Raw genomic sequence first — 25,596 nt, 5'->3', positions numbered from 1 at the left:
CTAAAACATTCCGGGACAGTTAGGCATTTTAAAAGAAAAAATGTTACCAAGTAGATTTTATAGCGAAATAGTACTACTGAAATACTACGATTATTATAGAGTCCAATACTATTAGACTATTGCCCTTCGCGTAAAATAAGCGAACCCTCCTATATAATTAAGCCGTAACGATAAGTAAAATGGGATAAGTGTATCTGTTTATTAAAGGGGTTTCTGGTCTTAATGGAGAATAAAGCAAACCAAGATATAGAGTTATCTAGAGTTAAAACAGCGGGTAAGAGAAAAAGACTTAGCAGATATTTCTTATATGCGGGCATTGTATTATTTGTTTCGGTTATCTTCCTTTCTATTAGACTAGGAAATGAGACAAAGAGTAAACAGCTTTCACAGGAAAAGCTAGAGGCAGTCGCGGTTGAAAAAGAACCCTCTGAATTAGTTCCGGTTGTACTAGAGGTGGAAACTGAGAAAGATAGAACCATAGAAGTTGTTGATACGGAGGTAGAGTCTCAAACAGAGGCTGCCCCTGACTTGAAAGAACAAGAACCGCAAATTGAAATAGCTAAAGAAAGTAATACAAACAACAATAGCGTAACAAACAAAAAAACAACTTCAAAAGTAGTCACATCACCCAGGGAGTCAAAAACAAATCTAATTACTGATCACCAGGTCGTAATTAAACATAAAGTGTCAGCGAAGGATACAGTTTATAGTATTTCAAAGAGATATTACGATGTGAATCAAAGTGATCTCATTCTAAAGTTTAATGGAATACGAGAGCCGGAGAAGGAGATCAAGGTGGGGATGATGCTGGATATCCCGAACCCTACCTATCTTGCGAAGCATGCCGTTCAACAAGGGGAAACACTCTATCAAATAGCTTTACATTATTATAGTAAAACGAAAATACTAGATTTATTAGCACAAACAAATGGGGTTGAAACTAAAGCACCATCTATAAAAGCGGGTCAAGGACTCATCGTTTTCAAAGAAAGTCAGCTTGTCACCCATACAGTTCAGCCAAAAGAAACATTGTTTAGTATTATGAATCAATATCATGAGATCAACGACTTTATCGAGCTCGTAAAAGAAGCAAATCAAATGGGAGAATTAAAAGCAAAAAGTGTAGTCAAGATTCCAAATCCATACATAAAAAAAGGTGGCGTTACAACACCTACTAGCGAAGACTTTGAAATAGTTATCAAGCTAGACAAAAATCAATTAAGTCTATATAAGAATAAAAGGCCTATCAAAACGGTTAATATTGCGACAGGAAAAGAATCCTTAACACCAAGAGGCACATTTACAGTAGTCACAAAACTGGTAAATCCCGAGTACACACCAAAGAAAATCCCAGGTGGAGACCCAAACAACCCATTAGGAACAAGATGGCTCGGACTTGACGTTCCCGGTACATCTGGCAGAACGTACGGAATCCACGGCACCAGTAATCCCGATTCAATCGGAAAATACGTAACAAAAGGCTGTATCCGTCTACATAATGAAGAGATAGAGGCACTTTTTGAAATTGTTCCGATTGGGACTAAGGTTACAATTAAATAGCGGGACAAGGGGACAGGTACACTGTCCCGATAGATAAACTAGTAAGGGGTCGATTCTCCTGACTAGTTTTGTTTCTCTGCTTCAATTTTTAATTGGTATTTTTGACCCATTTTTATCTCTATTGATTTATAGCGAATTCTAATAAATATCATACTTACCCTTGATGTATGAAATTATTTGATGGGAGGGAGTCATAATTAGCTTTCTTCGATAGGTGAAATCGCCTTTGGGACAGGGTGCCTGTCCCTGTGTCCCACAATACTCAGATATGAATTTTTATAAATTTATGTGTTGGTAGTTTAGTATTTTTAGTTAGAATTAACTAAACATTCTAGTACTATTGTATTAGTGTTAAACTAGATTCGGTATGTATTTGTATAGAATTGTCGAAACAAAAATCTTTTTTGTTTTAATAAATGGATTTATAATTCTATAAGGACACGTGTATTTTTATTCATTATTTTCAGAAGGGGGTAGTGGATTCTAACTTTGTTTGAAACACATAATCTATCAAAATGCGGAATTTAGCCTTACATATTTATATTAAACTACATGGAGGAAAGCGATTAATGAAATATTCCAAGAAAGTACTTACGGGTGTGCTCTCGCTGAGCTTACTAGCTTCTATTCCTTACAATACATTAGCGAATGGACAATCCTTTAAAAATGCTCAAAGTATTGAGCTTGTTGAAGCAGAGAAAAGTTTATTTAACTCAGAACACTATGATTTTCTGAAGTACTCTGAAGTTGGTGAAAAGCTTTTAGAATTAGCTGAGCAAAGCAACCGTATAACGGTTGAGGTGAAAGGTAAATCCTCTCAAGGTCATGATCTATACGTGGTAACTGTATCGGATCCAAGTGCTAAGGGGAAATACGGACATTTTCAGGCTCTGAGAAAGCAGATGTTCAAAAATCCTGAAAAAGCACAAACGTGGATTGAAAAAAATCCAGACTTCAAAGTTCCTATTATGATAAACTCGTCGATTCATGGAACGGAGTATGTTGGTACAGATGCTACGATTCAATTAATTGAGCGCCTAGCAACACAAAATGATGAAGTTACTCAGTCGATTTTAGAAAATAATATCCTCATCATTAACGTGGTAGCGAATCCAGACGGTCGTGTGGACGGCATCCGTTTTAACGGAAACGGCATCGATTTAAACCGTGACTTTATCACGCAATCACAGCCTGAAACTCATCTTGCTGTTGATTTAATTACAGAATGGAATCCAATGGTGCTTCTTGACTTACATGGATATGTGAAAAATTACAAGAGTTATCACCCAGGGTTAATTGAGCCTTGTACACCACCACATAATCCGAACTATGAATATGATTTATATGAGGATCATGCCCTTGCGGCAGCAAAAGCCATGGAAGCAGAAATTGTAGGTAACAAGGCTGGCTATTCCTCATCAAGTCTATATCAAAACATGGTAGGTACCTATATCCCACTTCGTGATGATGCGGCGGGTTGGGATGATTATCCACCGATTTTCACGCCGATGTATGCGATGTATCACGGTTCATTTGCACATACGCTAGAAGCACCGACGAATGATGAGGATGGGGTAAAGTGGACGTATGATGCCATGATGGGTGCATTGAAGTATGCAACTGAAAATCGTACTGAAATGATTACAGATCAAATCGAAATGTTCAAACGTGGAATTATGAATGAACATCCAACTCACTCGGGAGATTTCTTCCCTAAAGCTTATATTTTACCTGTAAATCAACTAGATCCAACTGTGACTAAAAAAGCAGTAAACCACTTATTGAAAAATGACATTGTGGTAGAGGAAGCCAAACAAGGATTTACCGTTGATGGGGTAGAGTATCCTGCTGGAACTTATATCGTTCAGATGAACCAAGCAAAAGCTGGTCTAGCCAATACGATGCTTTGGGATGGAGAAGACATTTCTGACCAAACCCCTGCGATGTACGACATTTCAGCCTGGAGCTTACCAGAACTTTGGGGATTTGAAGCGGAGCGAGTTGAAACAGAAGTTAAAGTAAAATCAGTTAAAGTGAGCAAAGTTAACGAGCAAGGTGCTCTTGTTGGTAAAGGTCCATTTGTAATTCCTAATACTTCTGTAAAAGCTGTGAATTTAGTAAATGAATTATTATCAAATGGGATTCCAGTTAAAAAGGGAGCAGATGGAAACTTCTATTTTAACGGAACAAGTAATGTAGTGAAGGGGTTAGTTAGTCAATCAGGATTAACGATTAGAACAGGTGCTACACCAAACGATGCAACAGCACTTGCAGAAGTAAAGGTAGCCATCTTACAAGATGGTGGAATGAATAAAGCGCAGTCACACGCGGGTACAAGACTATCACTTGAACGTTTAGGATTTGATGTGACAGAAATTCATCCTCGTGATGTGGCAACTAAGGGGTTAGACGGATTTGATGTGTTTATTTATAGTGCAACTAATGGATTGATTTTTCCTCAATCTAGAGAAGCAAATCGTGAGTTTGCTGTATTAGATACAGATCAGCAAACACAGTTTAAAAACAATGTAACAGCATTTGTAGAGAACGGTGGAAAATACATTTCAGTAGGAGCTGGTTCTGCTCATGCAACTGTAACACTTGGCTTAACGGATGTTACGGTCGGAACAGGAGGTTCAAATAGCAACGGAATTGTAAATGTGACGTACCAGGACAGTGCCATCACAAAGGGCTATAAACAAAACGACATTGGATTTATCTATCGTCCAGCATGGTTTGAAGGCACAGCATCTGAAAAAGAGGTTATTGCAACCTATGCTAACACTCCAGAATTCTTTGTAGCAGGTCATTGGGCAAAAAGAGAAGGTGCACAAGGTAAGCCGGTAATCGTTAAAGAACCTGGCAAGGATGTAACACTAATCGGCCTTGAACCAGGATTCCGCGATCACACAGACTACTTATTCCGTCTATTATCTAACACAATATTTGAATAAACTTAAGTTTAAGCCAGGGGTATTCCACCCCTGGCTTTTTTGGGGGACAGGTCCATTGTCCCTAACAGCCTACGGCATGTGGGACATGGTGCCTGTCCCCCTGTCCCGCCATCCTATTCACTCAAATGCTCGCGTACAAAAGCCAACGCTTCTTCAACATGTCCTTTTACTTTAACCTTTTTCCAAGCCTTTTCAATGATCCCTTCTTTACTAATTACAAAGGTGGAGCGTTCAATGCCCATGTATTCTTTTCCAAAGTTTTTCTTTAACGTCCATACACCGTAGCTTTCAGCTACTTTATGGTCCTCGTCAACCAGCAATAGAAAAGGTAACTCATACTTCTCAACAAACTTTTGATGCTTTGTAAGTGGGTCGGGGCTTACGCCGATAATTACTGCATCTAGGTCTGCGAAGCTTTTGTGATGTTCTTTAAAATCACATGCCTGTGTGGTGCATCCCGGTGTCATATCTTTCGGATAGAAATATAAAACAACATGCTTCTTTCCTTTAAAATCGGACAGTGATACCATTTCACCGTTGCTCCCCTGTAGGGTAAAGTCAGGTGAAGTCATCTTTTCTTCTATTTTCATAATCTTCCTCTTTTCGTTTCAAATATTAGAATAGTGCTTGTCCAAATCCACATAAAAGCCTTTACAATTTTAACCAATATTAATCTCGTGATGTTTTTAAATTTCTGAAATTAAAATCATCTTACCATAATACTAAACATGTTTTACAATTCCTTCTTACTATAGTGTATGTCTAAAAAAGAGCAGCGAACAATGTTGCTGCTTTGCACCATCGGTCCCGCACGTTGATTACATCACAAAAAAACGAGAACGACCTAACCATCCGTTCTTCTCGCGCCTAATTATAGTTCATTAGCTCTCCAAAACAGAAAAAGAACCTTTTCCTTCGTCACTACTCTCTTTTAGCATGCACATAAAATCTAAAATAAGGCTTCTAGATGCAGCGTAATAATATGCTAAATCCAAATAATCAATGGGTATTCCTAACATTTGCGAATAATCGCTACTAAGGAATTCTAATGTAAATAGAAAAAGTCTTGAACCAAAGGAAAATGGCATATCCCATGCTATAATAAATAAAAGTTTATCCACGTAAAGGAGTTACTCCTCATGAGAAGTGTTGCGACCATTGTCATTGTGCTTATTTGTTTTGTACTTTCATACTTTACAGTTGAATCAGTCCTTAATGCGTTTCGTTCTGATTGGCAGGTGCCAGAGCCGTCGAAGCAAGAACAAATCACCAATCGAATTGTGTTAATCACACGAGGGTTGGATACACCTTTTTGGGACAAGGTGAGTAAAGGGGCAAAAAGACAAGCAGAAAAGGATGGAGCAAGGCTTGAGGTATGGGGGAGTTACGGAGAAAATCAAGATTTTCTAAAGCAAATTGACATCGCCATTTATTCAAAAGTTGATGGGATTATTGTTCAAGGTTTGGATAACGATGAGTTTAAAGAGCTAACAAAAGTGAAAGCGGCTTCATATGGAATCCCTGTTATTACGGTCGCTAATGATGTTCCAATGTCAGAAAGCATTCGCCGAACGTATGTCGGTTCTGATCAATATGAGGCAGGTAGTATGATTGCTAAACAACTTATTGAAGATATGGGAACATCAGGAGAAGTGATCCTCTTAATAGACAAGCGGCAAGAACATTATCAAACAGAACGGTTAAAGGGAATCCAAGACATTCTTAGCGTTTTTCCGGACATTGAAATGATTGAAGTCTTATCTGAAAATACAAGAGAAGCGGTCATATCTACGACAAAGGATATTTTAAACATAAATCCCAGTGCGGATGCCTTCATTACTGTTAATGCAAGTTTCGCTGGAGATATGATTGAAGAAATAGAGAGACGTTCAAATGTGGAACCGTATCATATCTATTCATTTGATGATCATCCTGTATCTCTATCTCTTCTGAAGCAAGGGAAGATTGATGGAATGATACAACAGTCACCGGAGAAGATGGGTGAGATTAGTGTGGGGTTAATGATGAATTGGTTAAACGAAGAGATATTTCCACTCCAATTAGAAGGCTATCTTACAGATATTCAAATAATCAAACAGGTGGATACATATTATGAATAGTATCCAAAAGAAAATCTTAGTGCTAGCTCTCAGTGTACTCTTAATTATGGCAGCAAGTTGGGTCTCTCTCATTTACTATAATCAAAAAATGCAGAACCAATATAACGATATACTAGAACGTTATTTAATCATGAACGAAGTGACGAGTACTAGTCAAAAGATTGTAACCGCTTTAAATAACTACTTGCTAATCCCTTCACCTGAAAATATATCAGTCATTGACCAACATAAGCTAGAAATGGAAAAGATGAAAGAGGAAGTTGTTGATTTTAAAAATGTTGAGAATGAGCTGGCCATAACAAACTATGTTCATTTAATTGATAGTTTAGTAGAAATGATTGATCGTTCCCTATTCTTTCATTCTGAAGCGGATACTTACAATTCTAACCAGGCTTTTACAGAAGCGACACATATTTCGAATTATATATCGGAAATGACTCTCACTTTAATTGACACAGAAATTAAAACATATGACCGTTTTTACAGAGGTATTATTCTTCAATCAGAAGGACTGAAGCAGCTCGGGATTTGGCTATTGCTATTAATCTCAGTCTTTCTAATGCTATTTACCTACTGGTTCTCTCGTCGCATCACAAAACCAGTTGAAAAGCTGACAAAGGCTGCAAGTGAGATTTCAAAAGGAAGGTTTGATTTAGAGATTGAGGTTGAATCCAATGATGAAATATCATTTCTAGCAAAGACGCTTGAGCGAATGAGAGTAAATATAAATAACTTAATCCTAGAAATCCAGCAAAAAGCTCAGTTGGAAAAAGAGTTGCAGCAGAGTAAGCTACTTTTAAAAGAAAGCCAGCTTCGAAGTTTACAAAGTCAAATAAATCCACATTTTTTATTTAACACACTTAATACTCTATCGAAAAAGGCTTATATGGAAGGATCGGAAGAAACGAGTGATCTCCTTGTTAGTGTAGCTGGCTTGTTACGATATAACTTGAAACATTTAGACAAAACGATGACCCTTTATGATGAAGTAAGAGTGATCCAACAATATATTGATATTCAAAAGGCTAGATATACAGACCGGTTAACATTTCATCCAGTTATAGACGCGGCTTGCCTTGATATTGAAATTCCAGGTCTTACCCTTCAACCTATTGTGGAAAACGCTGTTATCTATGGAATTGAACCACATGAAGACGGTGGGGTGATTTGGTTTCGCATTAAAGATGACGGTGACCGTGTGACCATTGAGGTGGAAGATGATGGACCGGGTATGTCAGAAGAAAAAATCAAACAAATCATGGAAGAACAGCTTGATACAGCCGAAGGACACTCTACAGGGATTGGTTTGAGCAATGTAGTGAAGCGTCTCCGCCTTTTTAATGGTAGAGAAGATACGATGAGGATTGAAAGTAATAAAGGGAACGGTACAAAAGTAATCATCCATATCCTGAAAGAAAGGGGAGTTAATTCATATGACGAAAATATTAATCGTGGATGATGAGCAGATCGAACGTGATGGACTACAGCTCATTATAGAAAGAAATTTTCCTTCTATCGTGGTAAAACAGGCTAAGAATGGAAGAATTGCGACTGAAATCGTGGATGAATTTCAACCAGATCTAGTGTTTATGGATATTCAAATGCCAGGAATGACGGGTCTTGAAGCGATAGAAGCCATCAAATATAAGAACTCACAAATAAAATTTATTATGGCGACAGCTTTTGCTTCTTTTGAGTATGCACGCCTAGCAATGAAGCTTGGCGTGGAAGATTATATCGTGAAACCGGCAAAGGCTTCCGAAATCGTGGATATACTGGGCAAAGTTTTAAGCAAGATTGAAGCAGAGAAAGAGTTAGTAAAGAGAAGCAAGCATCAACAATACGCGTTACAAAAAGCGAAGTCTATATTCGAAACCGATATTGTCACTCAACTTATCTTTGATCATGTCCACGAAGTACAGTTAGAAGAATTGGTTGAATTACTAGACATTCAAGCAACAAAGGAAAAATATGTGATGAACCTCATACTACCACTAGGTTCTGAAGCTTATTATTCGGCCATTAGAGAAAAAGTAAGACAAACAAAAAGTGGGTGGGTAGGAGCTTTATATGGCCGTCAATTACCGATTATCGTGTTTTTAAAACCAGATCAGTCCTTCCGATCTCAAGCAACCTTGTTAGCAAGGGAGATCCTAAAAATCGCTAAGACATATGAAGATTGTGAATGGTTTATTGGAATTGGCAATCTATATAGTTCATTAGAACAAATCAAACAATCCTATCAAGAATCGCTAATTGCAACAAGAGATACAACAATACCTGCTAAGTTTCGATTTTATGATGATGTACCACCACTTGTTCCAGGTTTTGATGAGAATTTATCAAAGAAAAATGAGCAGCAATTTTTTAACTTTGTACGTAATGGTCAATGGGATGAAATAGGTAACAGCTTTGTTGACATCATTGAAACCCTTGAGAAAGAAAGTACCCCTCTCTTTCAAGCTCAACAACGTGTGATGGAACTATTTTGGATTGCCTCTCAAGTACTTAGTGAAATGGGAGCAATACAAGACATCCCGGTTTATTCCTTGCAAGCAACAGATTACAGGCAGTTACGTGCTGAAACCTCCCATCTGTTGGACCGAGTTCGAACTTCGTATGAGGAGTATCATGCAGAGCTTGGTACTGACTCTATTCAACTCATTAAAAAATACATTATCGAACATGCCCATAAAGATATTTCATTAGACACAATTGGCAAAGAGGTAGGGTTAAGTCCGATATATATCAGTAAAATCTTTAAAGAACAGCTTGGCATTAATTATATTCACTTTTTAACAGAATGTCGGATTGAGAAAGCAAAGAAGCTGATGCGTGATCCAGAAAAGAGTTTAAAAGAAATAACGTATGAGGTTGGTTACCACGATCCAAATTATTTTAGCAAAGTGTTTAGGAGAATGTGTAACGTCACACCAACGGAGTATCGAAAGCAATTAATTGGTTAAACAATGTTTGCTTATTTTAGTGGGAAAGAAGTGAGATGAATGAGAAGGCTACTCTCCCAAATATGTTTAGGAATGTTCATGCTTGTGGTTATTTTCAACCTTACTGCTTGTGAATCAGCTGATAATGGTAAAGAACTATCAAATGCGATTCCTGAACAAAAAGAAGATCAATCAGAGGGAGAAAAAATCAAAATCGGCTTCGCGATGGACACGTTAGAAGAGGAGCGCTGGATTAAGGACAGAGATCTCTTTAAGGAATCAGTTGAAGCACTAGGAGCTGAAGTGATGGTCATGGCATCCAATGGAGATGATTCCCTGCAAATTTGGCATGCGGAAACGATGCTTAGTCAAAACATTGATGTGCTGGTGATTGTTCCTCATAACGCAGAATCAACAGCTGCTATTGTAAAGAAAGCACACTCCGTCGGTGTGAAAGTGATGTCCTATGATCGCTTAGTAAGGAATGCGGAACTAGATATGTATGTTTCATACGATAATGAGCTGGTGGGAATGCTACAAGCCCGGGCCATTACCAACCTTGTGCCAAAAGGAAAATATGTATACATCGGTGGTGCCGAAACTGATCATAATGCACATTTGGTCAAGGGAGGAGTATTCAGTGTGCTGCAGCCGCTAATTGATAAAGGAGATATTACGGTTGTGTTTGATCAGTGGACAAAAGATTGGGTACCAGAACATGCAAAAGAAAATATGAAGCTTGCCCTAAAAGCAAACAATAATAAAATAGATGCAGTGATTGCTGCTAATGACGCGACAGCAGGTGCTGTCATTGAAGCTCTTCAAGAAGAAGGGCTTGCAGGTAAAATTCCAGTTGCAGGTCAAGATGCTGATTTAGCCGCAGCTCAGCGCATTGTGATAGGTACGCAAACAATGACGGTTTACAAGCCAATTAGAACGTTAGCACAAACAGCTGCAGAAATTGCGGTTAAGCTTGCTAAGGGTGAGGATGTCATCGAAACTAGGAAGGTAAACAACGGAAGAATTGAAGTGCCTTCGACGTTACTTTCTCCTATTGCTGTTGAAGGATCAAATATAGATGAGACCATTATTGCCGATGGCTTCCATTCAAGGGAGGATGTCTATCGGTACGTAGAGGAATGATTCGGTGTAATTAAATAAATGAAACAAAGGAACTTAGATTAATAGCTAAGTTCCTTTTTTTATTATGATGTTGTTGTAGATTGTGGTTTTCCAAAAGGAAAATCCCGTAGTTACTCTTTTCTAATCAACCCCATTTCGCTGAACTAAGGTAGAACTAAGGAAACAATAGCAAAAAACAGCCATGTTAAAAAAGTACAGATGAATAACAAAATAGTGCTAGAAGAAAGCGTTATCATTACTTCAGCTCGATGATATATTGGGTCTATACACAAATATAAAAAGCTTTGAAAGGGGATTCATAGACATGAAAAAGAAGATTTCTATTTTACTAGTTGCCATGATGTCTATTTTTATTATTGCTGGTTGTAATACTGGCGGGGGCGAGGTAAGTGTTGGAATCGTACTACCGACAAAAGATGAGCCAAGATGGGTACAAGACGAAGCAAGATTTAAGGCAGCTCTAGAAGATTCTGACTATACAACAGAAATTTTATTTAGCCAAGGATCATCTGCGAAAGAAAAAGAAAATGTAGAAACATTACTTAATAAAGGAATTGACGTTTTAATTATTGCTCCTCATGATGGTGCAGCTGCAGGTTCTGCAGTGGAAGCAGCAAAAAAAGATGGAGTTACAGTTATCTCGTATGACCGTTTAATTACAGATACAGATGCAGTTGATTACTATGTAACTTTTGACAGTATCGCAGTAGGTGCAGCACAAGGGCAATACTTAATTGACAATGCTGAAGGCAGTGGAGTTCCACTTTACTTATATGCAGGTGCAGCGTCTGACAACAACGCATTCTTATTCTTCGAAGGTGCATGGAGTGTTCTTCAACCCAAAATTGCTGATGGAACATTTGTCATTGCAAACTCTTCTGAAGCAGAAGCGTTAAAAGATAAGGCAACGCTTACTCGTGATGAATTAGGTAAGATTTTAGGTCAGGTTACAACAAACTGGGATCCAAACGAAGCAAAAAATAAAGCACAAACGAACCTTACAGCTGCTGGTGCAGATTTAAAAGGTGATGTTGCTATCCTAGCTCCAAATGATGGTACAGCTCGTTCAATCGCTGACGTATTTGCATCAGACGGTGCGGTAACTAGTTACCTAGTGTCAGGTCAAGATGCTGAACTAGCCTCAATCCAATACATCATTGACGGTAAGCAATCGATGACAGTATTTAAAGATGTTCGTACGTTAGTACAGGATGCAATGGGTATGGCTGTTGATATTTTAGATGGAAAAACACCAGAAACAACTGGTTCTTATAACAACGGAAGCATTGATGTACCAGCAAAGCAGACAGATGTAATTGTGGTAAACCAAGACAATGTAAAAGCAGAACTAATTGACTCCGGTTACTACGAAGCTAGTGAATTTACAGGATTAGACTAATTGATTAATTGAATAAAAAGAAGGAGATTAGTGTTAGATGATCCATGTCTAGCACTTTTCCCTTAGTTGTCTGGTTAAGGAGGCATAACAGTGAGCGATTATATTTTAGAGATGAACCAGATATCAAAAGAGTTTACAGGAGTAAAGGCACTTTCGAATGTTAATTTTAAAGTGAAACGAGGAGAAATTCACTGTTTAGTAGGAGAAAATGGTGCTGGTAAGTCCACACTAATGAAAGTGCTGAGCGGTGTGTATCCTTTTGGAACATATACCGGAGATATTGTATTTAATGGGGAAGTGCAGCGGTTTAACAAAATTAATGATAGCGTCGAAGTCGGAATCGCGATTATATATCAAGAGCTAGCGCTATTTCCTGACCTATCTGTTTATGAAAATATTTTTGCAGGTAATGAAATCCAAAATGGTGGCATTTTAGATTGGAATAAAGCAATAGTCGAAGCGAAAAAAATGCTCAATAAGGTCCGCTTGAAAGTAAACCCTGAAACATTAATAAAAGATTTAGGGGTAGGAAAGCAGCAATTAGTTGAAATTGCAAAAGCACTAAGTAAAGAAGTAAAGCTTCTTATTTTAGATGAGCCGACAGCTGCTCTTAACGAAGATGACAGTGAAAACCTATTAGAATTGTTACGTGAATTGAAAAAAGAGGGAATCACATGCATCATGATTTCTCACAAATTAAAGGAAGTCATCTCCATTTCAGATAAAGCGACGGTCATCCGAGACGGGGAAACGATTTGTACGTTAGATGGATCAAGAGGCGAGATTACGGAAGCCAACATTATTAAAAACATGGTTGGACGTGAAATTGAGGATATTTATCCAAAACGACCGAAGAAAGAGTTAGGCGAAACGATTTTAGAGCTATCCAACTGGACGGCGTACGATCCAAAGCTAGGACGTAATGTCGCTACAAATGTAAATCTTCATGTGAAAAAGGGAGAAATCGTTGGGATTGCTGGACTAATGGGTTCAGGACGGACGGAGCTTGCCTTAAGTATTTTTGGTAATGCTGCAAGTTACAAAATACAAGGAGATTTATTTTTAGAAGGACAACCTGCTACATTAAAGCATACGAGTGCTGCCATTAAAGCGCGAATTGCCTATGTAACAGAAGACCGAAAAGGCGATGGGTTATTTTTACTACAGGATATTAAAAGTAATATTTCGATTGGGAATTTAAAAGCCATTTCCTCCAATGGAGTGGTCAATGAAAACGAAGAGATTATTATTGCCCGCGGCTATAAGGAATCATTAGGAATTAAAACACCATCGTTACAACAGCTGGTTGGAAACTTAAGTGGTGGAAATCAGCAAAAGGTTTCGCTCGGGAAATGGCTCTTTGTTGGTCCTAAGCTATTAATCTTAGATGAGCCAACACGGGGAATTGATGTGGGTGCTAAATTTGAAATCTATTCAGTTATGAATGAATTGATCAATAAAGGTATGAGTATCATTATGATTTCATCAGAGCTTGGTGAAGTCCTTGGTATGAGCGATCGCGTTTATGTAATGGCGGAGGGTGAAATGAAAGGTGAACTTTCATCAGAAGAAGCCAATCAAGAAAATATTATGCAACTTGCGACGCAATAGGGGGTAATACGATGAAATATATTAACGAATTAAAGGGCTTATTAAAGCGTAATATCCGTGATTATGGAATGTACATCGCGTTAATCGTCATTATGATTACATTTCAAATCCTTACTGGTGGACTATTCATGTCCTCAAGAAATATTAGTAATTTACTAGATTCAGCAGGTTATATTGCGGTGCTAGCTGTTGGGGTTATGCTAGTCATCGTCATCCGTCATATCGACTTATCGATTGGATTTTTAGCAGGTTTCCTAGGTGCGGTTGCAGCTATTCTCTTAATGCAAGTTGGTCTGCCAGTTTATATTGTTATACCGATTATTTTAATCCTAGGTATGTGTGCTGGTGGTGTTACAGGTTTACTTGTAGCGAAAGTAGGAATTCCAGCCTTCGTTGCCACATTAGCGGGTTGGCTCATTTATCGTGGTGCGATTTTGATGGCAACTGAAAAAACAGGAACGATTATTGTAGATAATGATGCGTTTAACGCGATTGGAAATGGTTATATTCCTTCTATTGCAGAAGTAGGCGGCTTACACTTACTCACACTACTAGTTGGATTAATTGGAATTTTATTATATATCTATAGCTCCATTTCAAGTCGTCGCAAAAAGATTAAATACGAATTCGATGTGGTATCAAAGCCAATTTTCATTTTACAGTTAGTGTTTGTTTCAGGCATTATGGCCTACATTACATGGCTGTTAGCTGGCTATAATGGATTTTCTTGGACAGTGATGATTGTTCTACTAGTTGTCATCGTCTACCATTTCATTACAACCAAAACCGTCATCGGTCGTCATATCTATGCAGTTGGTAGTAACCCAGAAGCAGCTCACCTTACCGGTATAAACGTAAGCAAAATTACGCTTCTCGTATTCGGTTCAATGGGTATGCTCTCAGCACTATCAGGTATTCTATTCACAGCACGTTTACAATCCGCAACTACAACAGCAGGTACACTATTCGAACTTGATGCCATCGCAGCAGCCTTCGTTGGTGGTGTATCAGCAGCCGGTGGTGTAGGTAGAGTAACTGGAGCAGTAATTGGTGCAGTCGTTATGGCAACCTTAACAAACGGAATGAACCTAATGGGAGTAGGGATTGCCCCACAATACATGATCCGTGGAGGAGTCCTAGCCCTAGCCGTAATCTTCGACGTTATGACCCGCCGCCAAAGAGCGTAGGGACTGGGGTATTGTCCCAGAAGCCTGGGTTCGGTTCTTTTGTATCTTTAATTCAAGGTGATGAGAGTGTGGATGTTTATATGGAGCCTGAGCTTAGATTCTCCTATTTTTAATATGGATAATAAAATCCCCGTTTTCTAGATGTAGTCTAGGAATGGGGATTTTTTATGTTAGAAAGCGTACTTTTTCAGAGGTATCTGTCTTTAGGTATGGCTTCAATTCTATGAGTAAGTAAAGTTTAGCAACGATAGGGAATCAAACTTCGCTAACAAACTTAGTGTGACAGGAGACTCCTGTTATTTTTATCACAATCAGGGAGGTTAAGGATACTATAATTACATTATATTCTCATACTTTAATTTACTAGAATTAAAGCTGTAGCGGGAAGTGAACAATGTGAGTGAAGATAGATTAATACGTATGGAAGATATGTTAGCACAGTTAGTTTCTATGGTAGGTACTTTGAAAGTGGATGTAGACACAATCAAAAATGATGTAGCTGGTGTTAAAAGTGAACTAAAAGAATTTAAGGAAACGAATGAAAGAGAACACGCTGAGATTCTGGGCCGAATGAAAGATATCGAATAAGATCAAAATCATATTTGGGAGAAAACGGTCCGAAATGAAAGGGATATTGCTCGATTTAAGCAAAAGAATTGAAGTATATGTAAATAACCCTCATCTTTAATCCTCTCTGTTTACATTCAATAATAACTAGTAAACCCTCAAAAATTTAAAATCTAATTACTACTAAAATAACAGCTACAAATTCAGAATCACTTATAACATAGAATTTCTCCCATATTAATTTGAAGGGAGGATTTGTTTTTTAATAAGATAAAACCACAGATCTCACACAGATCTCATCTGCAGATCCTCTTCATTAACAACACCGTAGGAGCCTCCTCCTATCCCCTCATCCAATCCATCCAACTAGCTGTCCTACCATTCCGTGTTAATATAAAGGTAGCGGTTTATATATAGACTAGGAGAGTTACAAATGTTAATTCAATGTACAAAAAAACTTTTATCTGAACTAAAACTAGTGCCAGAAACTACAGCAGACGCAGAGCCACTGTTTTCCTGGCATGCGAATTTATTAACAATAAATAGAAGAAAAACGCTGGTGCTTATGAACGACAGCAATCGTTATGTTATTGTCCTTCATGGCTTAAAAGCAAAGGACATTAAGAATATAGAAGTGTTAATTTTAGAAGCAATTAGAGAAACGTTTCGGGATGAGGGAATCAAAGATGAGGTCATTGAAGCCTTTATTTCTAGTTCGAAAAAATTCACCTATACAACAACGAAGGACCGAACGATGGTGGCAAGATTAAACAAGGCCTGTGAGAATGTTCTTTATTTTGAGGAGGATCTCATTCAACAAACTATCAATCAAGTTAAAATGAATAAGCGAATCAGTCGTTTTCTTGTTGGAAATGGAAAAAAAGATTATAGGTACCCAAATCAAGATTTATATAGAGATTTGGAGGTTCTTGCAGGTGAGGCAATTTTTTACTCTGAAGCTCTAGTTCTTCACGTAAAGCTAAACTTAAAGAATCATCATGTTTGGCGAAAAGTCATGGTACCTAAAAGAATTACATTTCCAGAATTACATGAAACGTTACAAATTGTGTTTGGCTGGAAGGATTACCATCTTCATGAGTTTATTACTTTTAAAGAGAATTTAGAGCGTCAACCAATAGTAAGGCTAGTTTGTCATGAAGAAGCATTAAACCATCCATCTAGAATCCCGATGAGGATAGAAACAGGGGAGAAACTTGTAGACTACCTCCCGGCAAAAATCTCGTACCTATACGACTTTGGAGAAGGTTGGGAGCATGAGATTATTATTGAAAATGAAAGAGATGATTACGATCAGAATTTCCCTGTTTGCATTGATGGTGGAGGAAACACCCCTCCAGAGGATGTCGGTGGAGAGTATGGCTATGAAGCATTCCTTAAAATCATTTCCAATCCCAATCATCCAGAACATAGTTTCATGGTTAGTTGGGGAATCAGTCAGGGCTACTCCGAATTTGACATCGATATGATAAATAGGAGTTTGAAATCTATGTAGTGGGACAAGGGGACAGGTCCATTGTCCCAGCTGCCTTAGGCAGCCGGGACACGGTACCTGTCCCTATGTCCCATCAATTCATTATTTTTGATCAAATATAGCAAACTCCAGCACTTTCTCTAGCTGTGTGAGATCACGGTGTAAGTTAGCAACGACATGTTCGTTAATGTCTTTTTGGCGTTCTGTGATAAACTCGGCAGCAACTGCTTTGTGCTCTAGTGCACCTTGGATATCACCTTTTGCTAGCTTGCGTTCGATTTGATTTAACTTAGCAAATAGTGGAGTTTTGATATTTCCTTTCATTGCACCTTTTGCGTTATAAATCTCTTCTACTTTACGTTTAATATCGTTCACCATGACAGCGGCAGCATCAGCTGGATTACGGTGAGGAACGATAGCATCCTTACGTTGAGGTCCAATCTTTAGTGAATCAAAATGTTCTTGCTTTAGATTGTGGTAGGCGAATTGTACTTGCCCAGATGAACCTTCTTGGTACACACCGCTAACCTGTGACACTAATAGCTCATCAGTGAATCCGATAAATGGTGCTAAACCGATGTAAGATAATACTGGTGATTTCATATTGGCTATGAAATCTGCCGTGGTTTTATTAACATACTTTGTATCAACAGAGTAGATCATAGGTGTGATGAAATCCATATAACCTGCTTCTACCCAATCAATCCAGTTTTGGAACTTTTGATCAACCGCGTCAGATACCTCAGGGAATACAGCCGTTGATAAATCCATCTCAGCATTTCGTGCCTTTAGTTCACTGTGAATTCTTTCAACGAATGTTGAAATTTGTTTTTCGCGCCATAAGTTCCATTGTTCCCAAGCTTCTGGATTGCTTTCAGGTGTAATTTCTAATGGATCAAATCCGGATTCTTTCTTAAACTCACTTCGACTGTACTCATCATAAGAATATCCTACGTTGTAAGGCTTGCTCACAGGATAGCGAATATAGTCTAAGTGTAAACCTGATAAATCATAGCTTGAAGTGGTTTCTTCAAACAAGGTAGACAAGAAATCACGAACCTCTGGCAATGCAGGGTTAATCCAGTAATAGCCAACTTCCTTTTCAGATGGTAAGTTACCTTTACGGTCTACTGCAGCCCACTCTGGATGTGCATCAATAATCGGTCCAGGTGGGTTTAATGTTTCATGTCCAACGAAAAAGGTGTGAACCCAAGCGTGAACTTCAATTCCACGTTTTTTTCCTTCTTCAATGAATACGGCTAATGGATCCCAGCCTTCAAAGTTTGGATTTTGTTGTGCGACCTCACTAGGATAAATCGTATATCCGTGGAAAAATGTTTCTAAAAATAACATATTGTAATTAGAATCAGCTAAGCGATCTAACGTTGCAATGATTTCCTCGCGGTTCTTTTCAACCGGACGGTGCCAGATACCACGCGCATCAACAACACGTGATTCAACCGTTAAAAACGATGCGTTTTCTGCTAATTCTGTTGCTTGCTCTGAAAGCTCTATGGTTTTGAACCAATCTTCAGATTTAAAAGCAGCCTCAGCTTCCATAATGATTGCTTTTGCTTCAGTAATCGTTTGTTTTGCTTCGTCTAAAGGAACATCTAGAAATCTGCTCTCAGCATTTTCAACGGATGCTTCAGCCACTTGTAGAACTAATTCTGAAGCCCGTATGTAGCTGCTTGCATCGATCTTTGCTGTCACTTTCATCGTTTCTTTATCAAAAGTGACTTTTGCACCAACCTGCGTGAATTGTAACAGCCAATCTTTTGCTGTACCATGCCCTGATAAAACAAAGCCGTCCTCTGGAATCACAGAATCACTACCAGACATTTCGACGACAATTCCATCACGAACAATTACCTCGGCACCGTATTGGTTGGTTCCAGTTGTTTCATACCCGTACTCCGGTGTGTATACAACTAGCTCATCCCCACCACGTCCACCTGGAAATGCAAAAGGTGGTTTTGGATCTAGTCTTGAAATAGAAAATGTCGATGATTTCTCAGGCTCAGCAATCACGTCGTAAAGAATTTCAACACTTTCCCCCGCATGAAGGTTTTGTATAATCCAAGTTCTCGCAGTACCATGCCCAGAAATAACATAGCCATTTTTAGGGATTGGAGTATCATAGAAGGAATCATTTCCTGCTAGCGTACCATCACGAACCTCAATAACTTTGCCTTCTTCAACTATTACTTCAACACCCCAACGATTATTCTTGGTACTCTCTCCAAACTCTGGTGTATAAACAACTAGCTGATTTCCACCTCGAAGTGCATTAAACGCATTAATAACCTGTCTTTCTCCATTCGCCGCTCGGATCATATCCTCCTTAAATGCTGCTGTTGCACTGGAGCTCATTCCTAGACTGGATACAATCAAACCTAGAATAATAGATAAAATCATCGTAAGCTTAGTAATTTTCAAATTCATTTCTCCTCCCAATTTAATTAAATTAAAATTCTCTCTGTCAATCTATGAAGTAGATATAGTAGAGAATTTCACCTCCTTAAATTTTTAAGAAAGATAGACTACCAATGGTAACGCTTTCAAAAGTATTCGTTCTACCTCTCTTTGTTGATTAGAATACTACCACAATATTCCTTAAGTTAGAATATATTCTCCAAAAATGGTAAAAAAGGAGGAGTTTTGCTCCTTTTTAAACAAGCTATTTTGTCAAAATTAGTCGTTTTTATCTTATGATAATTGATTTATCAATAAATAAAACACTTGTCATAATTTCAAAAGCAATACAATAAACTGGAGTTATAATCCACCATAATAAAATATTTTGGAGAATATGTTCACAAACTGGAAATTGTATGGTAGACTTCTAGTTAAGTAGTCAAGAGCCCAAGAAGGATGTGAGACTTCGTTGATAAGGAAAAAAGAAAGCGTTATCAGAAGTACTCACTTACAGAGGGATCTCACCATTTATGAATGGGAGTTGTTTGACTATAAAGATGTGGATTTACTCTTTGTGCAGGATGGGGAAGATTATATGGAGCTTGGTCAACTAGAACATTCTTTGACTAAACTCACTGTTCATGACCGGGGGCTTGTGTTGATCCTCGTTCCTCCTGGAAATTCCTTTCAACGATATGATGCCTATCATCCAAATGGTCGGGATCATGAAAGGTATCTAGCTTTTTTCTTAAAAGAGCTACTTCCTTCTATTAAAGAGGAGCTTACTTCAAAAGGTAAGTATATTCACAAGCTTGGTTTACTAGGAGATTCACTCGGTGGAGCTGTTTCCTTATCACTTCTATGTAAGGAGCCTTCATCATTTACAACCGTATTAATGCAGTCCGCAGCGTTTTCAGAAGGAAACTTTTCACAGCTGCAATCTGTCAAAGCCCTAGAGGATGTTCGTATTTATCAGGTTGTTGGAAAGCATGAGGATGAGTTCATCTCGCCCATTACTAATCAACAGCTACAGATCCTAGCCCATAACCGAATCATGAGGAATGAGCTAGAGTACAAACAAGGATACGTTACATACTACGAAGAAGATGAACATCATCTATGGGATTTTTGGAGAAGAGATTTGTTGCGGGCGCTTAATTATTTTTTACAAACCTAAAGGGGGAACAATTATGTTAAAGAAATCTTGGTTATTTGCTCTCATGCTTATGCTCATGATGGTATTTGCAGCAGCATGTAGCACGACAGAAGACACGGCTAATGAGCCAGAAGAAGCTGCTGAAAATACAGAGGAAACAACAGAAGAAACGACGGAAGAGACGACTGAACCGGTTGAAGTTGAATTCTGGACGATGCAATTATCACCTACTTTTGATGATTACATTAACGGAGTAATTGCGGATTTTGAAGCTGAAAATCCAAACATTTCAGTAAAATGGGTAGACATTCCTTGGGGCGACATGGAAAAGAAGATCCTAGCAGCAGTTGCTTCTAAGACTGCTCCAGACGTTGCGAACTTAAACCCACAATTCGCATCTCAGTTAGCTGAATTAGATGCACTTGTAAACATGGATGAAATGGTACCTGCAGATGTAAGAGGAGAGTATTTAGAAGGAGTTTGGAAATCAAACACGTTTGATGGAAAGACTTTCGGTATTCCTTGGTACTTATCTTCTCAAGTAACGATGTACAATACAGAAATTTTCAAGGCAGCTGGATTAGATCCTGAAAAAGCTCCTTCTACATTTGAAGAGTTAGCTGAAGTAGCAAAGACAATTAAAGATGAGACTGGTAAATATGCATTCTTCCCACCATTAGATGGAAGCCATCTTTTAGAAACAATGGTTATGATGGGTGTTGACTTAACAGATGAAGGTATGACAAAAGCAGCATTTAACACGGCTGATGGTAAAGCGGCATTTGATTTCTTCGTGGATCTTTACAAGAATGACCTTATTCCACGTGAAGTATTAACAGAAGGACATAGTAAAGCAGTTGATTTATACCAAGCTGGTGAACTTGCAATCCTTTCATCAGGTCCACAATTTTTAAACACAGTTAAAGAAAATGCACCAGATGTATTAGCAGCTACAAAAACAGCTCCAATCATTACTGGTAAAACAAATAAGAAAAACGTAGCAGCAATGAACTTAGTTGTTCCTAAGCAAAGTGATGCTCAAGAAGCGGCAGTAAAGTTCTCAATCTTTATCACAAATGCTGAGAACCAGGTTGAATTTGATAAGATTGTTCCAATTCTTCCATCAATCGAATCAGCTTTAGATGATCCATTCTTTAAGGAGTTACCAGCTAATCCAACTCCTATTGATGAAGCTCGCCTAGTATCAGCTGAGCAATTACTGGATAGTGAAGTATTAATTCCACCAATGAAAAACTATAACGATCTAAAAACAGCAATGAACGAAGCACTTGCAGCAGCAATGTTAGGTGAAATGTCTACAGAAGATGCGATTGCACAAGCTGAGCAAAAGTGGAATGAATTATTAGCAAAATAATAAGGCTCTTTATGTAAATGAAAACAGTCATATGTAACAAAAATGAAAAGGGAGAAACGTTCTCCCTTTTTCTTCTCAAGAACAAAAGGCGCAAGCACCCCGTTTAGCCCCGACAAGTAAATGTTCTGAAGAGAAGAAAATGGCAAACTTCCATTTTATTCTCTTCAGGTTATTTAACCTCGAGGGGTTGGGTGTTGGAGCCGGATTAGTATGCACTATGCCTTGTTATTAACAAGTAATGAATTTTGTAATTTTATAAACCAATAAAAAGATGCGCTAATACATGTAGTACATAGGAATTTAAACTGGTGGTGACGAAATGAATGACAACAAGAACTTTTTTTCAAATGTTAAAGGCGGGTTAATTGTTTCATGCCAAGCTTTAGAGGATGAGCCTCTACATGGTTCGACTGTAATGGCAAAAATGGCATTAGCCGCTCAAATGGGTGGAGCCGTTGGCATTCGTGCGAATGGTCCTGAAGATATAGCTGAAATTACAAAGACTGTTGATTTGCCGGTTGTTGGGTTAATAAAACGTGATTATACCGATAGTCCCGTTTATATTACACCAACCAAGAAAGAGGTAGATGAACTGCTCGGAGTAGATGTAGCAATGATTGCACTAGATGCAACAAAGCGAGAACGACCTAATGGAGAGTCACTAGAAGCACTTGTTTCTTATATTCATTCAAAAGGAAGACTCGTGATGGCTGACATTTCAACGTACGAAGAAGGAGTCTATGCTCAAGAAATTGGGTGTGATTGTGTTTCGACAACTCTGTCGGGCTATACACCATATTCACCACAAACACAGGATCCAGATTTCACGTTAATTCAGGAGTTAGTGAAAAAGCTAACCATTCCCGTTTTTGCTGAAGGTAGAATCTCTACACCGGAAAAAGCTAGTACAGCTTTATCATTAGGTGCACATACAGTTGTAGTAGGATCAGCTATTACCCGACCTCAAAACATTACAAAGGATTTTGTCAATTTCATATTAAAGGATGGTCAGGAACATGACAAACACAACACAGCAAAACCGAAGCAAATTAGGAGGGTTAATTAAAAGCTATTATCCTTCCTTAACCAAATCAGAACAAAAGGTAGCAGACATCGTCATCGAACAGATGGAAAAGGTTATTTACTACTCCGTAACTGACCTTGCCGACGTTGCCAATGTTGGGGAAACAACTGTGCTCCGCTTTTGTAGAAAGATTGGCTTAAAGGGTTATCAGGAATTTAAGCTTGCGATAGCAAAGGACCTTTCAACGCTGCAAGAGCAGAATATAAAGGAAGAAGAATCAGATAGCCTAACCATCTCCATTGCAAACTACACCAAAATGGCGATTGATGAAACGGTAAACATGATCGACGATAATAATGTGCAAAAAGCAATCGACATGATTAAAAATGCAAAGGGTGTTCACTTTTTCGGTGTAGGTACATCGGGGTTAACGGCACTTGATGCCAAACATCGATTTATCCGAATTGGAAAAAGAACTGATGCACTCATCGACCCACATATTCAGTCAATGACAGCGGCAACCTTTGACGAAACAGACGTTGTAGTTGGACTTAGTGTATCTGGAAGTACAAAGGATACGATTGATTCCTTGCAGGTAGCCAAGGAAAATGGCGCGAAGGTAATTGCGATTACGTATTATGCTCGCTCGCCGATTACGAAGATTGCAGATTGTGTCCTTTTAAGCGGTGGAAAAGAGTCTCCCTTAGAAGGTGGTTCATTAGCAGCTAAGATCTCGCAGTTGTTTGTAATTGATCTACTTTGTACAGGTATTGCCCTAGAAGATAAAAAGAAATCTGTGATGATGAAAGAACGTACAGCACGCGCTGTGTTAAATAAGCTTGTATAAAAGTTGGTGAAAACTCATGAATGTAATCGGTGTTGATATTGGTGGTACAGGTGTAAAAGGGATGGTCATTTCTGAAGCTGGTACTGTGCTCAAATCGTTTGAAATGAAAACGAATATCGGGGAAGGAAAAGACGGAATCTTAGTTACTCTTACTTCTGTAATAGATGAGCTGCTCGAAAATACTTCCGTGCAATACATTGGGATTGGTACAGCGGGACGAGTGAATTCCAACACAGGTGAAATCGTTTATGCAACAACAAACCTACCTGGCTGGCAAGGTACTAATCTAAAGCAATTCATTGAAGGTAGATATGGTATTCCTTGTATCGTCGAAAATGACGCGAATGTGGCATTAGTCGGAGAGTTATCGAAGAGAGAACAAACTTATCCTAACGCGGTTATGCTCACACTAGGAACTGGAGTTGGTGGTGCTAATGTGATTGATCATCAGCTTGTAGCGGGTGCTCATCATCAAGGTGGAGAATGGGGACACGTTGTGCTCGTCCCATTTGGCAAGCCCTGTAACTGTGGTAAAAGAGGATGCATGGAACAGTATTTGTCTGGCAGTGCCCTTTTAAGGGAAGCCAATTCGGCTGTTAAAGCACCGTATCAGCATGGTAAAGATGTACTTCATGATTTTCAAAGAGGACACGAACCTGTTCAAAAGGTTGTGAACGACTACTTAGAATACTTAGCGATTGCCTGCTATAACCTGACTGTCTCGATTGACCCTGATGTTGTGATCATTGGCGGTGGTGTAATTGACTCTAAGGAATTATGGTGGGATGCGTTTCTTGAAAAACTAGCAAACTATGAGTCTCCGATTTCAATTCTACCTGCTCAATTAGGAAATAAGGCAGGCATGTACGGAGCTGCAAAACTGGCAATGGATGCTGCAAAGAAAAGAGGGATAGTGTTATGAGAAGAAGTCTTTTGACTCCCTATTTATTTTTAATACCAGGCTGTATCATACTTGGTGCATTTATCTTTTATCCTATGTTAAATGCGATCTGGTTAAGCTTCACAGACTATAATATGATCACAGAGCCGTCATTTGTTGGGCTTGACAACTATAAAGAAATTTTCCAAGATGATATGTTCTGGAAGGTCCTCTTTCAAACCTTTCTTTATTTATTCATCGTTGTTCCCTCGCTTGTTATTCTTCCGATCTTTTTAGCGATTCTTGTCAATCAAAAGATTAAAGGAATTGGTTTCTTTCGCTCCGCTTACTATGTGCCAGTTGTCACTTCAATGGTTGTAGTAGGGATTACCTGGAAATGGGTATATGCCGATAAAGGAGTATTAAATTATCTGTTAGATAGCATGGGAATCATTAGTGGGCCTATACACTGGTTAACATCACCATCAACATCGATTTTTGCGGTAATGGCGGTAACAGTATGGAAGGGACTCGGCTATTATATGGTCATTTATTTAGCAGGTCTTCAATCGATTCCTTCTGATTTATATGAAGCAGCCGATATTGACGGAGCATCAAAGCTTCAACAAATCTTTCATATTACAATACCGTTGTTAATGCCTTCTATTATGATAGTTTCGATTATGTCTTCGATCTCTGCGATGAAGGTATTTGAGGAAATTTTCGTCATGACTGGTGGAGGTCCATTGAACAGCTCAAAAACACTTGTATTCTATATTTATGAAGAAGCATTTGGAAACTTACAGATGGGCTATGCAAGTGCGGCGGGTGTTATTTTATTCCTAATAACACTGATCCTATCAATCATTAACATTAAGTTCATGAGCAAAAAAGAAACTGAAATGAGGGGGTGACCAA

Annotated in this window: 20 protein-coding genes; 17 read left to right on the top strand and 3 right to left on the bottom strand. The window is 38.5% G+C overall.

All coding sequences use genetic code 11. From position 1 onward, the window contains the following. Nucleotides 1-222: 222 nt before the first annotated feature. Both G4D63_RS12030 and G4D63_RS12025 read left to right on the top strand, forming a co-directional pair. Nucleotides 223-1,560 carry a L,D-transpeptidase family protein gene (locus G4D63_RS12030; RefSeq protein WP_163179882.1) on the top strand — a complete coding sequence of 446 codons (1,338 nt, stop codon included), beginning with the start codon at nt 223-225 and terminating at the stop codon, nt 1,558-1,560. 569 nt (nt 1,561-2,129) lie between these two features. Then, entirely contained in the window at nt 2,130-4,514 is a 2,385-nt protein-coding gene (locus G4D63_RS12025; RefSeq protein WP_163179881.1) for a M14 family zinc carboxypeptidase, read from the top strand. A 113-nt stretch (nt 4,515-4,627) separates the two neighbouring features. Here the strand turns inward: G4D63_RS12025 and bcp are convergent, their stop codons facing one another. Together bcp and G4D63_RS12015 are read right to left on the bottom strand one after the other, a co-directional pair. Then, nucleotides 4,628-5,104: a thioredoxin-dependent thiol peroxidase gene (gene bcp, locus G4D63_RS12020; protein ID WP_163179880.1), complete on the bottom strand. Its 477-nt coding sequence runs from the start codon at nt 5,102-5,104 to the stop codon at nt 4,628-4,630. Nucleotides 5,105-5,395: 291 nt separating this feature from the next. Next, nucleotides 5,396-5,635, bottom strand: a complete 240-nt coding sequence (locus tag G4D63_RS12015; RefSeq protein WP_163179879.1) for a hypothetical protein — start codon at nt 5,633-5,635, stop codon at nt 5,396-5,398. A gap of 18 nt (nt 5,636-5,653) precedes the next feature. Between G4D63_RS12015 and G4D63_RS12010 the strand changes: the two genes are divergently transcribed. The 9 genes from G4D63_RS12010 (at nt 5,654) to G4D63_RS11970 (ending at nt 16,999) form a co-directional block, all read left to right on the top strand. After that, the gene (locus G4D63_RS12010; protein ID WP_163179878.1) at nt 5,654-6,634 is read left to right on the top strand and encodes a substrate-binding domain-containing protein; all 981 of its coding nucleotides are present in this window, start codon (nt 5,654-5,656) and stop codon (nt 6,632-6,634) included. Continuing rightward, nucleotides 6,627-8,093: a sensor histidine kinase gene (locus G4D63_RS12005; protein ID WP_163179877.1), complete on the top strand. Its 1,467-nt coding sequence runs from the start codon at nt 6,627-6,629 to the stop codon at nt 8,091-8,093. The genes G4D63_RS12010 and G4D63_RS12005 overlap by 8 nt, the downstream gene beginning before the upstream one ends. Next, nucleotides 8,068-9,600 carry a response regulator gene (locus tag G4D63_RS12000; RefSeq protein WP_163179876.1) on the top strand — a complete coding sequence of 511 codons (1,533 nt, stop codon included), beginning with the start codon at nt 8,068-8,070 and terminating at the stop codon, nt 9,598-9,600. Before G4D63_RS12005 ends, G4D63_RS12000 begins: the two co-directional genes overlap by 26 nt. 78 nt (nt 9,601-9,678) lie before the next feature. Further along, nucleotides 9,679-10,722 (top strand): sugar ABC transporter substrate-binding protein, encoded by a 1,044-nt coding sequence (locus G4D63_RS11995; protein WP_239585950.1) that lies wholly within the window; start codon nt 9,679-9,681, stop codon nt 10,720-10,722. A 304-nt stretch (nt 10,723-11,026) separates the two neighbouring features. Next, nucleotides 11,027-12,121, top strand: a complete 1,095-nt coding sequence (locus G4D63_RS11990) for a sugar ABC transporter substrate-binding protein (RefSeq protein ID WP_163179874.1) — start codon at nt 11,027-11,029, stop codon at nt 12,119-12,121. Between the two features lie 90 nt (nt 12,122-12,211). Continuing rightward, nucleotides 12,212-13,732 (top strand): ATP-binding cassette domain-containing protein, encoded by a 1,521-nt coding sequence (locus G4D63_RS11985; RefSeq protein ID WP_163179873.1) that lies wholly within the window; start codon nt 12,212-12,214, stop codon nt 13,730-13,732. Between the two features lie 11 nt (nt 13,733-13,743). Beyond that, nucleotides 13,744-14,919, top strand: a complete 1,176-nt coding sequence (locus G4D63_RS11980) for a sugar ABC transporter permease (protein WP_163179872.1) — start codon at nt 13,744-13,746, stop codon at nt 14,917-14,919. Between the two features lie 396 nt (nt 14,920-15,315). Next, nucleotides 15,316-15,507 (top strand): hypothetical protein, encoded by a 192-nt coding sequence (locus tag G4D63_RS11975; protein WP_163179871.1) that lies wholly within the window; start codon nt 15,316-15,318, stop codon nt 15,505-15,507. 412 nt (nt 15,508-15,919) lie between these two features. After that, entirely contained in the window at nt 15,920-16,999 is a 1,080-nt protein-coding gene (locus tag G4D63_RS11970) for a plasmid pRiA4b ORF-3 family protein (RefSeq protein ID WP_163179870.1), read from the top strand. Between the two features lie 81 nt (nt 17,000-17,080). Here G4D63_RS11970 and G4D63_RS11965 read toward each other — a convergent pair whose 3' ends face one another. Then, complete coding sequence (locus G4D63_RS11965; RefSeq protein WP_163179869.1) at nt 17,081-19,423, bottom strand: glycoside hydrolase family 10-like protein; 2,343 nt, start codon at nt 19,421-19,423, stop codon at nt 17,081-17,083. A gap of 442 nt (nt 19,424-19,865) precedes the next feature. On the opposite strand from G4D63_RS11965, the gene G4D63_RS11960 reads away from it, so the two are divergent. The 6 genes from G4D63_RS11960 to G4D63_RS11935 all read left to right on the top strand — a co-directional run bounded on the left by G4D63_RS11960 (nt 19,866) and on the right by G4D63_RS11935 (nt 25,592). Beyond that, a complete protein-coding gene (locus G4D63_RS11960; protein ID WP_163179868.1) occupies nt 19,866-20,573 on the top strand; it encodes an alpha/beta hydrolase-fold protein in 708 nt (235 codons plus the stop codon). A 13-nt stretch (nt 20,574-20,586) separates the two neighbouring features. Beyond that, nucleotides 20,587-21,927, top strand: a complete 1,341-nt coding sequence (locus tag G4D63_RS11955) for an ABC transporter substrate-binding protein (protein ID WP_163179867.1) — start codon at nt 20,587-20,589, stop codon at nt 21,925-21,927. A gap of 319 nt (nt 21,928-22,246) precedes the next feature. Then, on the top strand, nt 22,247-22,993 hold the full coding sequence (locus G4D63_RS11950) for an N-acetylmannosamine-6-phosphate 2-epimerase (protein ID WP_163179866.1): 747 nt from the start codon (nt 22,247-22,249) through the stop codon (nt 22,991-22,993). After that, on the top strand, nt 22,944-23,798 hold the full coding sequence (locus tag G4D63_RS11945; protein ID WP_163179865.1) for a MurR/RpiR family transcriptional regulator: 855 nt from the start codon (nt 22,944-22,946) through the stop codon (nt 23,796-23,798). Before G4D63_RS11950 ends, G4D63_RS11945 begins: the two co-directional genes overlap by 50 nt. Before the next feature lie 16 nt (nt 23,799-23,814). Further along, nucleotides 23,815-24,720 (top strand): ROK family protein, encoded by a 906-nt coding sequence (locus tag G4D63_RS11940; protein WP_163179864.1) that lies wholly within the window; start codon nt 23,815-23,817, stop codon nt 24,718-24,720. Then, nucleotides 24,717-25,592: a carbohydrate ABC transporter permease gene (locus G4D63_RS11935; protein ID WP_163179863.1), complete on the top strand. Its 876-nt coding sequence runs from the start codon at nt 24,717-24,719 to the stop codon at nt 25,590-25,592. The genes G4D63_RS11940 and G4D63_RS11935 overlap by 4 nt, the downstream gene beginning before the upstream one ends. Nucleotides 25,593-25,596 lie beyond the last annotated feature (4 nt).

This window comes from Bacillus mesophilus (assembly GCF_011008845.1).
Taxonomy (GTDB): Bacteria; Bacillota; Bacilli; order Bacillales; family SA4; genus Bacillus_BS; species Bacillus_BS mesophilus.
This window is presented reverse-complemented; position numbering and strand designations above follow the sequence as displayed.

Excerpts from the sequence above, each read along its gene's own strand:
- G4D63_RS12030 (WP_163179882.1), top strand. The coding sequence starts at position 223 with ATGGAGAATAAAGCAAACCAAGATATAGAGTTATCTAGAGTTAAAACA.
- G4D63_RS12025 (WP_163179881.1), top strand. The coding sequence starts at position 2,130 with ATGAAATATTCCAAGAAAGTACTTACGGGTGTGCTCTCGCTGAGCTTA.
- bcp (WP_163179880.1), bottom strand. The coding sequence starts at position 5,104 with ATGAAAATAGAAGAAAAGATGACTTCACCTGACTTTACCCTACAGGGG.
- G4D63_RS12010 (WP_163179878.1), top strand. The coding sequence starts at position 5,654 with ATGAGAAGTGTTGCGACCATTGTCATTGTGCTTATTTGTTTTGTACTT.
- G4D63_RS12005 (WP_163179877.1), top strand. The coding sequence starts at position 6,627 with ATGAATAGTATCCAAAAGAAAATCTTAGTGCTAGCTCTCAGTGTACTC.
- G4D63_RS12000 (WP_163179876.1), top strand. The coding sequence starts at position 8,068 with ATGACGAAAATATTAATCGTGGATGATGAGCAGATCGAACGTGATGGA.
- G4D63_RS11995 (WP_239585950.1), top strand. The coding sequence starts at position 9,679 with ATGCTTGTGGTTATTTTCAACCTTACTGCTTGTGAATCAGCTGATAAT.
- G4D63_RS11990 (WP_163179874.1), top strand. The coding sequence starts at position 11,027 with ATGAAAAAGAAGATTTCTATTTTACTAGTTGCCATGATGTCTATTTTT.
- G4D63_RS11980 (WP_163179872.1), top strand. The coding sequence starts at position 13,744 with ATGAAATATATTAACGAATTAAAGGGCTTATTAAAGCGTAATATCCGT.
- G4D63_RS11970 (WP_163179870.1), top strand. The coding sequence starts at position 15,920 with ATGTTAATTCAATGTACAAAAAAACTTTTATCTGAACTAAAACTAGTG.
- G4D63_RS11965 (WP_163179869.1), bottom strand. The coding sequence starts at position 19,423 with ATGAATTTGAAAATTACTAAGCTTACGATGATTTTATCTATTATTCTA.
- G4D63_RS11955 (WP_163179867.1), top strand. The coding sequence starts at position 20,587 with ATGTTAAAGAAATCTTGGTTATTTGCTCTCATGCTTATGCTCATGATG.
- G4D63_RS11950 (WP_163179866.1), top strand. The coding sequence starts at position 22,247 with ATGAATGACAACAAGAACTTTTTTTCAAATGTTAAAGGCGGGTTAATT.
- G4D63_RS11945 (WP_163179865.1), top strand. The coding sequence starts at position 22,944 with ATGACAAACACAACACAGCAAAACCGAAGCAAATTAGGAGGGTTAATT.
- G4D63_RS11940 (WP_163179864.1), top strand. The coding sequence starts at position 23,815 with ATGAATGTAATCGGTGTTGATATTGGTGGTACAGGTGTAAAAGGGATG.
- G4D63_RS11935 (WP_163179863.1), top strand. The coding sequence starts at position 24,717 with ATGAGAAGAAGTCTTTTGACTCCCTATTTATTTTTAATACCAGGCTGT.